This window comes from Chitiniphilus shinanonensis DSM 23277 (assembly GCF_000374805.1).
Lineage (GTDB): Bacteria > Pseudomonadota > Gammaproteobacteria > Burkholderiales > Chitinibacteraceae > Chitiniphilus > Chitiniphilus shinanonensis.
In genome coordinates this window covers 158,594-171,450 of the sequence record NZ_KB895341.1, presented here as the reverse complement: position 1 = coordinate 171,450, position 12,857 = coordinate 158,594, and the positions used below count along the sequence as shown (strand labels likewise).

Annotated in this window: 7 protein-coding genes; 3 read left to right on the top strand and 4 right to left on the bottom strand. The window is 69.6% G+C overall.

Annotation, left to right across the window (positions count from 1 at the left end):
• From C556_RS24090 to C556_RS21625, 3 genes are all read right to left on the bottom strand, one after another.
• Positions 1-2,426: DNA translocase FtsK (locus C556_RS24090; RefSeq protein ID WP_085951154.1), on the bottom strand; the 2,426-nt coding region annotated here is incomplete at its 3' end.
• Between the two features lie 190 nt (positions 2,427-2,616).
• Positions 2,617-5,043: a two-component system response regulator gene (locus tag C556_RS0109680; protein ID WP_018748050.1), complete on the bottom strand. Its 2,427-nt coding sequence runs from the start codon at positions 5,041-5,043 to the stop codon at positions 2,617-2,619.
• Positions 5,040-6,848: a PAS domain-containing protein gene (locus tag C556_RS21625; protein ID WP_018748049.1), complete on the bottom strand. Its 1,809-nt coding sequence runs from the start codon at positions 6,846-6,848 to the stop codon at positions 5,040-5,042. The genes C556_RS0109680 and C556_RS21625 overlap by 4 nt, the downstream gene beginning before the upstream one ends.
• Before the next feature lie 139 nt (positions 6,849-6,987).
• On the opposite strand from C556_RS21625, the gene fumC reads away from it, so the two are divergent.
• The 3 genes from fumC to C556_RS0109660 all read left to right on the top strand — a co-directional run bounded on the left by fumC (position 6,988) and on the right by C556_RS0109660 (position 11,097).
• On the top strand, positions 6,988-8,388 hold the full coding sequence (fumC, locus tag C556_RS0109670; protein WP_018748048.1) for a class II fumarate hydratase: 1,401 nt from the start codon (positions 6,988-6,990) through the stop codon (positions 8,386-8,388).
• A 391-nt stretch (positions 8,389-8,779) separates the two neighbouring features.
• On the top strand, positions 8,780-10,093 hold the full coding sequence (locus C556_RS0109665) for a sensor histidine kinase (protein WP_083930534.1): 1,314 nt from the start codon (positions 8,780-8,782) through the stop codon (positions 10,091-10,093).
• Entirely contained in the window at positions 10,090-11,097 is a 1,008-nt protein-coding gene (locus tag C556_RS0109660; RefSeq protein WP_018748046.1) for a response regulator, read from the top strand. The genes C556_RS0109665 and C556_RS0109660 overlap by 4 nt, the downstream gene beginning before the upstream one ends.
• Before the next feature lie 242 nt (positions 11,098-11,339).
• Here C556_RS0109660 and cqsA read toward each other — a convergent pair whose 3' ends face one another.
• On the bottom strand, positions 11,340-12,590 hold the full coding sequence (gene cqsA, locus C556_RS0109655) for an alpha-hydroxyketone-type quorum-sensing autoinducer synthase (protein WP_018748045.1): 1,251 nt from the start codon (positions 12,588-12,590) through the stop codon (positions 11,340-11,342).
• Positions 12,591-12,857 lie beyond the last annotated feature (267 nt).

The following is a 12,857-nucleotide window of genomic DNA, read 5'->3' as shown; positions in this document are numbered from 1 at the left end:
AATTCATCGACCACCACCACGATGAAGGGCAGGTGGCTCAGCGGCTCCGGGTCGTCCGGGGTCAGGGTGAACGGGTTGGTCAGCTTCTGCCCGGCCTTCTCGGCTTCCTTCACCTTCTGGTTGAAGCCGGCGAGGTTGCGTACGCCGAGCGCGCTCATCAGGCGGTAGCGTTTTTCCATCTCGGCCACGCACCAGTTGAGCGCGTTGGCGGCGAGCTTCATGTCGGTGACGACGGGGGCGAGCAGGTGGGGGATGCCGTCGTAGACGGAGAGCTCCAGCATCTTGGGGTCGACCATGATGAAGCGGACTTCATCGGGGGTGGCCTTGTAGAGCAGGCTGAGGATCATGGCGTTGACGCCGACCGACTTGCCGGAGCCGGTGGTGCCGGCGACCAGCAGGTGAGGGGCCTTGGCGAGGTCGGTGACGATGGGCTTGCCGGTGATGTCCTTGCCCAGCGCCATGGTCAGCCTGGATTGGCCTTCTTCGAATTCGGCGGAGGAGAAGATCTCGGAAAGGCGGATCATCTGCCGCGTCGGGTTGGGCAGCTCCAGCCCCATGCAGGTCTTGCCGGGGATGGTCTCGACCACGCGGATCGACACCAGCCCCAGCGCGCGGGCCAGGTCCTTCATCAGGTTGACGATCTGCGCGCCGCGCACGCCGACGGCGGGTTCCACTTCGTAGCGGGTGATGACCGGGCCGGCGCAGGCGTCCAGCACCCGCACCTTCACCTTGAACTCGGCCAGCTTCTCTTCGATGACGATGCTGCGTTCCAGCAGTTCTTCCTCGCTCATCGCCACCGCCACCTGCGGGTCGGCGGCGCGCAGCAGCGCGACCGGCGGCAGGATGGTGTCGTCGTAATGGCGTGGTTCGGGGCGCGGGGCCGGGGCCACCGGGGCCAGCGCTTCGGCGGCCGGCGCCAGCCACGGGGCATCCTCGGCAAAGGTCGGCGGCGTCGGCGCGACGGGGGTCGGCTCGATCGCCTGGGGAGCGGGGGCGGCGATCGGTTGCGGCGCGATGGGCGCGGCGTCGGGCACGCCGAGCGATGGCCAGCTCAGTGCCGGGGTGTCGTCCACTTCGGGGCCGAGGTCATCCGGCAGCGGCGCGATGTCGATGACTTCGATCTGGCTGGTGTCGAACCCCGGCTGGATCGCTCGGGGCGCGAATGCCCGGGGCGCGATCGCCTGGGTGGCGGTCGGCCGGGTGGGCAGGGCGGCAGCCAGCGTTGGCATGGCGACCGAGGCGGTTGGCGCTTCGGGCAGCAGGGTGCGCGCCGGCGGCAGCTCGCGGGCTGGGGCGGCGGCCAGGGTCGTCGGGGTCGGCTGCGATGCGGGCGGAGCGAGCGGGGTGCTCGCGGCCGGAGTGGCGGGCGTGGCCGGTTGCGGCTTGGCGGCTTCCGGCGCGGGTTTGCGCACGTGCCGGATCACCACCGGCTGCTGCGCGGCGGCGCGGGGCGGAACGGGCTGGACCGGCGCGACGCGCTCGCCGTGGATCTCGCGCAGCCGGGCGCGGATTTCGGAGGGGTCGATCACCGGCAGCGATTGCGGCGGCGTCGGCGCGGCGCTGGCGGGGCGTGTCGGGCGCCGGCGCGCGGCGCGTTGCAGGTTGTCCAGCAGTTGCGCCATCTCCAGGCGCGGCAGGTCGCGCGCGGCCGGCAGGGGCGGCAGGGGGGGCGCTGCGGTTTTCGGTTCCGGCGCGGTCCGGGACGGGACGATGCGCGGTGCCGGTGGCTCGATGCGGCGGGCCTTGGCGACCGGCGGCGCGGCTTCCTCGGGCTCGGGCACGACGCTGCGCGGCGCGGCCATCGGCAGGGTGTCGAGGTCGAGCGGGGCCGGCGCGGGTTCCGCCTGCGGCGGCATTGGCGCTGTCTCGGCCTGGAATGGCGGCTCCACCACGGCGGTATGCGCGACGGCGGCGCGGTGTTCCTCGCGCCAGCGCGCCAGCCGTTCGCGGTTGCGGGCCAGCAGGTCGCCGGGGCGCTCGACCGCGGTGCCCACGGCTTCGAGCAGTTCGGGCCAGCGCCGGCCCGCCAGCAACGGCACGCCGGCGCCGATGCCCAGGCACAGCAGCGCCAGCGCGGCATAGGGCGCGGGCGGCGTCGCGCCGACGGTCAGCCATTCGCCCAGCACCGGGGTGCCGTGCAGCAGGAATTCGCCGCTGGCCAGCCCGGCCAGCAGCACCGCCGCGCCCAACAGTTGCCAGGGGCGCGGCGCCAGCGCGCGGTGGCCGCGCCAGGCGCGCCAGGTGGCACAGGCCAGCAGCGGCGGCAGCAGCCACGCGGCGATGCCCAGCAACAGGCGCAGCGGCGCGTGGGCGCCGGTCACGCTCATCACGGTGGTCACCAGGGTGACGAAACCCCAGCCGAGCGTGCGGCGGAAACGGGCGTGGCCGGACGGGGCGGGGGAGGAAGGCGGGAGGGACATGGTCATCGGGCGGCGGCGCGGGCCGGTTGCGGTGGCCGGCGGCAAAAAGCGATTCGGATCAATGGCTTGACGGATGGATAAGCCATGCTCGGCAAGCGTCGCAGCTTACCACATCCGGTGGCGCCCAGCGCGGGGGCCGCGCCCGCTCGAAGCCCGGCCCGGCGGCGCCCCGCACCGGGAAGACCGTGCCCGGGCCTCAGTGCACGGTCGGCTGCCAGTGCCCATGCAGCAACAGCGGCTCCAGCGCCGGGGCCGGTTGGGGCCGGCTGAACAGGTAGCCCTGCGCGTCGGCCACGTCGTGCCGACGCAGGAATTCCAGCTGCTCGGGCGATTCGATGCCTTCGGCGGTGAGGGCGAGCTTGAGGCTGCGGGCCAGGGCGACGATGGCCAGGGTGATGGCGGCGTCGTTGCTGTCGCCGGGCAGGCCGGTGACGAAGGAACGGTCGATCTTGATGCGGTCGATCGGCAGGTGCTTGAGCAGGCTCAGCGAGGAAAAGCCGGTGCCGAAGTCGTCGATCGCCAGCATCACGCCCAGCGCCTTCAACTGGCGCAGGCGCTCGCGGCTGTGCTCGATCGACTGGATGGCGGTCTCGGTGATCTCCAGTTCCAGGCACTGCGGCGGCAGGCCGGTTTCGGCCAGCACCGCGGCGACGTGTTCCACCAGGTGATCCTGCGCCAGTTGCCGCACCGACACGTTCACCGCGATGCGCAGCGGACGGTGGCCGGCGCGTTGCCAGCTCAGCGCCTGCTGACACGCCTGGCGCAGCACCCAGACGCCGATGCGGTCGATCAGGCCGCTTTCCTCGGCCACCGGGATGAAGCGCGCCGGCGGCACCAATCCCAGTTCGGGGTGCTGCCAGCGCAGCAGCGCCTCCATGCCCACCAGTTGGCCGTCGGCCAGCGAGATCACCGGCTGGTAGTGCACCCGCAGGGCGTCGGTGGCCAGCGCCTGCATCAGCCCCTGTTCCATCGCCATGCGCTCGTGGGCGCGCTCGGCCATGTCCGGCGAATAGAAGGCGAAGCGGTTGCGGCCGCGCAGCTTGGCGTCGTACATGGCGTTGTCGGCCGACTTGAGCAGGGTCTGGCTGTCCTCGCCGTTGTCGGGGAACACGGCGATGCCGATGCTGGCGGAGATGCTCAGCCGCTCGCTGCGCAGCTCGATTTCTTCGCGCACGGCGTCCAGCAGCTTGTCGGCCAGCGTGGCGTAGTCGTCCAGCCGGCGCGCGTCGGGCACGATCACCACGAATTCGTCGCCGCCCAGGCGGATGGCGATGTCGGTGCGGCGCAGGGCGCTCTTGATGCGGCGGGCCACGGTCTGCAACAGCTGGTCGCCGGCGGCGTGGCCCAGGGTGTCGTTCACCAGCTTGAAGCCGTCCAGGTCGATGAACATCACGCCCACCTGCAGGTGCGCCAGGCGGGCGCGCTCCAGTTCGGTCTCCAGCCGCACCGCCAGCTGGTGGCGGTTGCCCAGGCCGGTGAGCGCGTCGTGGTAGGCCAGGTGGTTGATCTGTTCCTCGGCCTGACGGATCTGGCTGATGTCGGAGAAGGTGATGATGTAGTTGCGCAGCTGGCCGTGCTCGTCGCGCACCGCGCAGACGTGTTCCCACGCCGGGAACGGGGTGCCGTCGCGGCGCAGGCACAGGATCTCGCCGTGCCAGTAGCCGTGGTGCGATTCCATCAGCCGCGGGTAGAAGTGATCGCTGTGGCGCCGCGCGTGCAGGAACTGGTCGGGGTCGCGGCCGTGGATGTCCTCGGCGGTGTAGCCGGTCAGCAGGGTGAAGGCCGGGTTGGTGGCGATTACCCGGTGCTCGATGTCGGTGATCAGCACGCCTTCGCCGGTGGTCTGGAACACCACGTTGGCCTGGCGCAGCTTTTCCTCGTTGCGCTGGCGCTCGGTCACGTCGCGCACCACGCCGATCACCCGCTCGCGGCCGTGCTCGACATAGCGCTTGGCGTACAGCTCGATCCAGCCCAGGTCGCCGCCCGGCTGACGCATGCGCACCGTGCTGCTCACCGTGGCGTGGCGGGCCAGCTGCTCGGCGACGGCGGGGCGGTCTTCCTCGTCGATGAAGTCGAGGAAGGCGTCCTGCTCGCCGCGCAACACCCGCGGCACGCCGCCGAGGATGCCCTCCAGGTGCCCCTGCCACTGGAAGTCGTCCGATTGCGGATCCCATTCCCACACGCCCAGCTCGGCGGCGTCGATCGCCAGCCGCAGCCGTTCCTCGGCGTGCTCCACCTCCAGCTCGGCCTGGCGCCGCGCCAGCGCCATGCGCAGGGTGGCGTCCAGCTCGCGCAGTTCGTAGGGCTTGAGCAGGTAGCCGTAGGGCATGCTGCGCTCGGCGCGCGACAGGGTCTTTTCCTCGGCGTAGGCGGTGAGGAAGACGATGGGCACCTTGTGCGCGGTGTTGATGGCGAGCGCGGCCTCGGTGCCGTCGATGCCGGGGCCGAGGTTGATGTCCATCAGCACCAGATCCGGCCGGGCGGCGGCCACCTGGCCGATGGCATCCTCGCCGCTGGCGAACACGCCGCACGGCTGATAGCCGAGGAATTCCAGGCTGTGCTTCAGGTCGAGCGCAACGATGCGCTCGTCTTCGACGATCATGATGCGCGGGTTCGGGTTCAAGAGGCGTCTCCGTCCGGTTGGAAGGTCACCACGAAGCGGGTGCCGTCGCCGCGTTCGATGGCGAGCTGGCCGCCCAGCTGATCGACCAGCAGCGGGATCAGCTGGAAGCCGAGCGAGCCGCCGCCCTGCTCGATATCGTCGGGCAGGCCGATGCCGTCGTCGCCGACCACCAGGCGCGCGCCGTCCGGGCCCAGCGCCAGCTGCACCTCGATGCGCCCGGCGCGCCCGGCGGGAAAGGCGTGTTTGTAGGCGTTGGTCACCAATTCGTTGATCAACAGGCCGCACGGCACCGCGCGTTGCAGGTCGAGCGCCACGTCGTGCTGCACGGCCAGGTGCAGCGTCACCGGCGCGCCGTGCTTGTGCTGGGTGTCCTGCAACAACCGGCACAGGCGCTTGAGATACAGGCCGATGTCCACCTGCGAGAAATCGTGGCGCTCGTACAGCAACTGGTGGATCAGCGCCATCGCCTTCACCCGGCTCTGGCTTTCGGCCAGCGCGCGGCGGGCTTCGTCGCTGGCGCTGCGCGATTGCAGGCTGAGCAGGCTGGAGATCACCTGCAGGTTGTTCTTCACCCGGTGGTGCACTTCCTGGAGCAGCGCGGTCTTTTCGGCCAGCGCGCGCTCCAGCTCGGCCTGGTCGGCCTTGCGGCGGGTGACGTCGACGATGGTGGCCAGCACCCGCATTCCGCCTTCGGACGACACCGGGTTGAGGCCGATCTCCACCGGGAACTCGCTGCCGTCGCTGCGCAGCGCGAACAGTTCGCGCCGGCCGGCCATGTCGCGCGCGCTGGGCTCGCGCATGAAACCGGCCATCAGCGCCGGATGCGCGGCGCGGTAGCGCTCGGGCATCAGCACCATCACGTTGCGGCCGATCAGTTGGTCGCGACGGTAGAGGAACATGCGCTCGATGCCGGCGTTCACCAGCAGGATCTGGCCTTGCTCGTCCACCATCGCCAGCCCGTCGGGGGCGTTCTCCACCACCTGGCGGAAGCGCTGTTCCGATAGCCGCAGCGCCGCTTCGCCGGCCCGGCGCGCGGTGATGTCGATGCCGGACGGGATCAGGTGGGTGACCGCGCCCTGGTCGTCGAACAGCGGCGCCAGGGTGAAGTCGATGGCGGTGCGCGCGTCGCCCGCCAGGCTGAGCTCGGTGTCGAAGCGCTGCAATTCGCCCTGGGCCGCTCGCTGCGTGGCGGCTTCGATCTGCCGGCGCGCCTGCGGGTCGTCCCGCCACCAGCCGGTTTCCCAGAATTTGCGGCCGCACACGTCCTCGCGCCGCAGGCCGGCGGCTTCCAGCGGGGGACGGTTGACCTCCAGCACGGTGCCGTCCGGCGTCAGCAGGCCGACGTAGGCGGGCAGGTTGTCGAGGATGCCGCGCAGTTGCCGTTCGTTCTCCTGCGCCGCGCGGCTGGCTTCGCGCTGCTCGGTCACGTCGCGCATCACCGCCAGTAACCCGGCCACGGCGCCGTCGTCGTCGCGCAGCGGGCGGTAGTCGGCGTGCCACTGGCGACGGTGGCCGGGCACCGCGCTTTCGCCGGCGACCAGTTGCCCGGTCAGCGGCTCGCCGCTGTCGAGCACCCGTTGCAGCAAGGGCCGGATCGCCGGTGCCGCGCCGGGCAGCACGGTGTCGAGCGTCTGCCCCAGGTGGTCCGCCGGCGCCACCCCGGTGCTGCGCGCCAGTTCGGCGTTGACGTAACGAAAGCGCAGCGCGGGGTCGAGGATGGCCACGCCCACCGGCAAGGCGGCCAGTACCTGAGTCAGCAAGGTGTCCGGGTCGGACGGATCGGGCAGGGAGATGGAGCGGCGCATGCGCGTTCCCTTGCGTGGCAGAATGGGTCCATCTTAGTCAGTCGCCTGCCCATACATGGCCGTTTGGTTACGTATTGCTGATTAGAAGACGCCAAGCGGCAGAAAGCTTTGATGGGAAGCGCTTTCACAGGAGCCAGCCATGACCGTGCGCAGCGAAACCGATTCCATGGGCGCCATCGACGTGCCCGCCGACCGCTATTGGGGGGCGCAGACCCAGCGTTCCACCATCAACTTTCCCATCGGCGTGGCGCGCTTCCGCTGGCAGCGGCCGGTGATCCGCGCGCTGGGGCTGCTCAAGCGCGCCGCGGCCGAGGCCAACGCCGAGCTGGGCGAGCTGCCGCCGGACGTGGCGCGGCTGATCGTGCAGGCGGCGGACGAGGTGATCGAGGGCGTGCTCGACGCGCACTTTCCGCTGGTGGTGTTCCAGACCGGCTCGGGCACGCAGTCGAACATGAACGCCAACGAGGTGATCGCCAACCGCGCCATCGAGCTGGCCGGCGGCAGGCTGGGCAGCAAGACGCCGGTGCATCCCAACGATCACGTCAATCGCGGCCAGAGTTCCAACGACACCTTTCCCACCGCGATGCACATCGCCGTGGTGGAGCAGGTGCACGGCCGGCTGCTGCCGGCCGTGGCGCGGCTGCGCGACACGCTGGCGCGCAAGGCCGACGACTACGCCGAGGTGGTCAAGACCGGGCGCACCCACTTGCAGGACGCCACCCCGATCACGGTGGGGCAGGAGATCGGCGCCTGGGTGGCGCAGATCGACTTCGGCCTGGACGCTGTGCGCCAGGCGCTGCCGGGCGTGCTGCAACTGGCCATCGGCGGCACCGCGGTCGGCACCGGGCTGAATTCGCATCCCGAGTTCGGCCCGCGCGCCGCCGCGCGCATCGCCGCGCTGACGCGCCAGCCTTTCGTCGACGCGCCCAACAAGTTCTTCGCGCTGTCGGCGCACGACGCGCTGGTGCAGGTGTCGGCCGCGCTGCGCACCCTGGCCGGCGGGCTGTTCAAGATGGCCAACGACGTGCGCTGGCTGGCCAGCGGGCCGCGCTGCGGCATCGGCGAGTACGACATCCCGGAGAACGAGCCGGGCTCGTCGATCATGCCGGGCAAGGTGAACCCCACCCAGTGCGAGGCGATGACCATGGTCTGCGCCCAGGTGTTCGGCAACGACGCCACGGTGGCCTTCGCCGGCAGCCAGGGCAATTTCCAGCTCAATGTCTACAAGCCGGTGATGGTGCACAACGTGCTGGAAAGCATCGAGCTGCTGGCCGACGCCTGCCTGGCGTTCGACGAGCATTGCGCGCGCGGCATCGAGCCCAACCTGCCGCGCATCGCCGCCAACCTGGCGCAGAACCTGATGCTGGTCACCGCGCTGAACCGGCACATCGGCTACGACAAGGCGGCCGCCATCGCCAAGAAGGCGCACAAGGAAGGCACCACGCTCAAGGAAGCGGCACTGACGCTGGGCTATCTCACCGACGAGGAATACGCACGCTGGATCGTGCCGCTGGCGATGACCCGGCCCAGCGCGGACTGACGCGCCTGGCCGGCGTAGCGGTTGGCGCCGGCGGCGTCATGGCCACCCGAATCCGTGTCGACGGCGGCACAAGGGGGCCCGAGCGCGGGGCGGACCGACGAACGTCGGGAAAACCGTCCTCAGCGTAACGGTTTGCCTCGATTGCCGTATTGGAGTGGGGGGACAGTCGGCGCTGCCTTGCTGTCGAGGGGGCGTAAACCCCTGTTCAAACCCAATAAAATCGATCGCAATCCCGTCCGAGGCATTACCCGGCAAGTCAGCAGCGCTGGCCTAGGGACAGCACGAGCGGCTATGCTTGCGTTCGCTCCCGCCGTGGCGGGACGGCGAGACGAGGATCCGGTGGACCTGCCTGGGGCGCGGTCCGGTGCGTGGGATGGAACTGACCAGAACAATGACATCAGGGAGCAGCAAGGTGTTTGGACGGGTGGCGGACAACGTGCGCTACCTGGGTCCGCGCTTTTTCATCTTCGGCCTGGTGGCGGTGGTCGGCTTCCCGCTCTACTACGTCGTCTGGCACTACCTGTATCCCCAACCCTACGAGAACCTGCCGCTGCGCCTGGTGGGCAGCCTGCTGTTCATCCCGGTGATGCTGGCGCGCTGGTGGCCGCGGCCGCTCAAGCGCTACCTGCCGATCTACTGGTGGGTGGCCACGCTGCTGGCCCTGCCGTTCTTCTTCGTCTACATGCTGCTGATGAATGGCGGCGAGCCGGCGTGGGCCATGTCGGCGCTGGCGGCGGTGTTCGTGATGATCCTGGCGCACGACTGGCTGACGCTGGCGATCCACGCCTGCCTGGGCACGTTGCTGGCGGTGGCGCTGTTCATGCTCACCGGCCATGGCATCGCCTTCGACCCGCTCAACGCGCAGTACATCCCCATCCTGTTGTTCGCCCTGGTGCTGGGCGGCGCCGCCAACTACAGCGACGAGATGATCAAGCAGGAGCGTTCGCGCGCCATGCTGTCGATCGCCAGCTCGATCGCCCACGAACTGCGCACGCCGCTGCTGGGCATCAAGACCGGCGCGGCCGGCGCGGCGCAGCACCTGCCCACGCTGGTGGACGGCTACGTGCAGGCGGTGCGCCACGGCCTGCCGGTGCCGCCGCTGCGCGCCGCACACCTGGATTCGCTGCGCAACGTGCTGGGCCGCATCGAGGCCGAGGTCGATTACTCCAGCACCATGATCGACATGCTGCTGATGAATGCCCGGCCGCAGGGCGTGTCGCCAGTGCGGCTCTACCCGTGCAGCATGGAGCGCTGCCTGGAGGTGGCGCTGGCGCGCTACCCGTTCACCCCGGAGGAGCGCGCGCTGCTGCGGGTGAATGTCGAGCGCGATTTCACCTTCCGCGGCACCGAACTGCTGATGGTGCACGTGCTGTTCAACCTGCTGAAGAACGCGCTGCACCACATCGCCAAGGCCGGCAAGGGTGAGATCGAGCTGCGGGTGATGCGCGGGGACGACGGCACCGGCTGCTTTGTGATCCGCGACGGCGGCAGCGGCATGGCGCCCGAGGTGCTGCCGCATATCTTCGACGCCTATTACTCGCGCGCCGGCAGCGACGACCAGGATGCCGACGTGCGCGGTACCGGCATGGGGCTGGCGTTCTGCCGCAACGTGATCCGTTCGTTCAACGGCCGGATCGAATGCGAATCCCGACTCGGCGAATACGCCTGCTTCACCATCACCCTGCCGGTGGCCGCGCCCAAGTGATCAAGCCGCGCGACATCGTTCCGTTCTACTTTCCCAGCAGTGTGCTGTTCGTCGACGACAACGCCGACTACCTCGCCAACCTCGCGCTGGCGCTCGACCCCGATCTGGCCTGTCGGCTGCACAGCAACCCGCTGGTGTCGCTGGCGACGCTCAACCAGTCGCCGCCGGCGTCGGCGCTGGTGGACCGCTATTGCTCGCTGTTCCAGTTCCAGGAGCGCCCGCAGCCCGGCCAGCGGCTGATGGAGTTCGATCTGGAGCGCGTGCTGCGCGAGGTCTACAACCCTGGCCGCTTCGATCTGGTGACGGTGCTGGTGATCGACTACGCCATGCCCGGCCTGGACGGGCTGGAGTACTGCCGCCACGTGCGCGATCCGGCGGTGAAGAAGATTCTGCTGACCGGCAAGGCCGACGAGAAGATCGCGGTGCAGGCGTTCAACCAGGGGCTGATCGACCGCTTCCTGCCCAAGCAGTCGCCCGATCTGGTGATGCGGCTGACCCAGGATATCCGCGCCTTGCAGCAGGCGTATTTCCGCGATCTGTGCCAGCCGCTGGCCAACGTGCTGGCGCTGGCCTCGCATCCCTTCCTGCGCGACGAGGCGTTCTCCGGCTGGTTCGGCGGGCTGTGCCGGCAGCTGGGCGTGATCGAGCACTACGTGCACGCCGACCCGGCCGGCCTGCTGCTGCTGGACGACGGCGCCAACGCGCAACTGCTGGTGGTGCTGTCCGAGCAGGACTTGGTGGCGCAGCACGACGAGGCGTTTGACCTGGGCGCGCCGCCGCAGGTGCTGGAAGCACTGCGCCAGGGCAGCGGCCTGCTGTACCGCCACGCCTGCCGCCAGTTCCCGATGGTGGACGACAACTGGTACGCCGCGCTGTACCCCGCCGAAGCGTTCCATGGGCGCGATCTCTACTACTACGCGCTGATCCCCCAGCCGGCCGGCGTCTCGCCCGGCACCATCCGCTCGTACCGCCGCTACCTGGAACGACTGGACTGCGCGGGGTGAGGCGGCGTGGTGGCTGGGGATGGCTGAACCCCACACCTTGAACCACTGAGGACACGGAGAACACGGAGTTTCACGGAGAAAACCGAAGAGAGGAGCGAGTTGGGGAAACCGCGATGGTGCTGCCCACCCGAAGGTCCGCAGGATGCGTCATCCCTCTTTTCCTCTGGTTTTCTCCGTGTTCCTCTGTACTCTCCGTGTCCTCTGTGGTTCAAGACTTAGGGTTCAGCCCCGCCAAAAAAACCCTAGGCCGCGTCGCGCAACGCCACCACGCGGTCGCGGGCGCGGCGGCGGGTGGAGGCCCAGTCGACGAAGCCCACTTCCTCGCGCAGGTCGCGGCAGGCGGCGACGATGCGCGCCAGCGCCACTTCATCCAGCGCGGCGTGCACCGACAGCCGCATCAGCGCGCGATGCTTGGGCGTGGCCGGCGCGCAGAACACCGAGCCGAAGATGCCGCGCGCTTCGAGCGCGTCGCGCAGGGCGATGGTCTGGCGTTCGGTGCCGGCTTCCAGCCCGACGATCTGGGTCTGGCTGTCGTTCAGGTTGTAGCCCAGCGCATCCAGGCCGGCGCGCAGCGCGCGGGCGTTGGCATGCAGCCGGGTGCGGCGCCACTCCTCCTCGCGGATCACCTTCAGCGTGGCGGACAGGCCCGCCACTTCGTGCGGCAGCAGCGTCGAGCTGAAGATGGCGGGGTTGGCCTCGAACTTGAAGTATTCGGCGAAGCGCGCCGAGCACGCGATGTAGCCGGCGCGCCCGGCGAAGGCCTTGGCCAGGCTGGCGGTGCGGAAGTGCACCAGCCCGGTCAGCCCCAGTTCCACCACCAGGCCGGCGCCTTGCGGGCCGTGGGTGCCGAGCGAGTGCGATTCGTCCACCACCAGCACGCAGCCGTGCTGCTGCGCCAGCGCCGCCACCTCGCGCAGCGGGCACACGTCGCCGCGGGTGCTGTACACCGAATCGACCAGGATCACGCCCGGGCCGTGCCGATGCAGCTGGCGCGCCAGGTGATCGAGATCGTTGTGGTGGAACGCGACCGCCTGCGCGCCGGCGCTGCGGATGCCTTCCCACAGCGACATGTGGGCGAACATGTCCACGTACACGGGGGTGCGCTCGTTGGCGATGGCCTGCAACAGGCCGACGTTGGCGTTGTAGCCGGATTGGCACAGCACGCCGCCCTCGGCCTGCATGAAGGCGGCGAACTCGGCCTCCAGCTTGAGTTGCGGCGCCTCGCCGAACAGGAAGATGCCCGACATCATCGCGCCGTTGCCGTGCTGCAACAGGCTGTCGATCTCGGCGGCGACGATGCTGGGGTGGTTGGCCACCGCCAGGTAGTCGTTGCTGCTCAGGTGCAGCGCATCGCGCCCCGGAGTCCGCCCGCGCATGATGTGGCCGCCATCCCAGGTATCGCGGACACGTTCCCGGTAGTAGCGCTCGACACGCTCGGTCAGAAAGGCGGGTTCGGCGGCGTTGACGATGGCGGTGGGAAGGGTGGTGTTCATGGTCGGCTCCTTGTTTTGATTCGCCACGGGGGCGTCGGTTGGAGCGGGGGCGCGGGCGCGCCGGCTCCGGGAAGCGCAGTTGGGGATGTGTGAACATCGGCGAGCCATTCCCTGGCCTGCTCGCTGTGATGGGGCCGCCCGGACGGCTGCCGGGCTATGGCGCGAAAACAGGCCGCAATGTCTGCGCTGTTTTCGTCATAGCAATGGAAGCGCTTGTCTTACATGTGAATGCTGTCGCTGCCCTCACAAGCAACAACTTGACAGCGC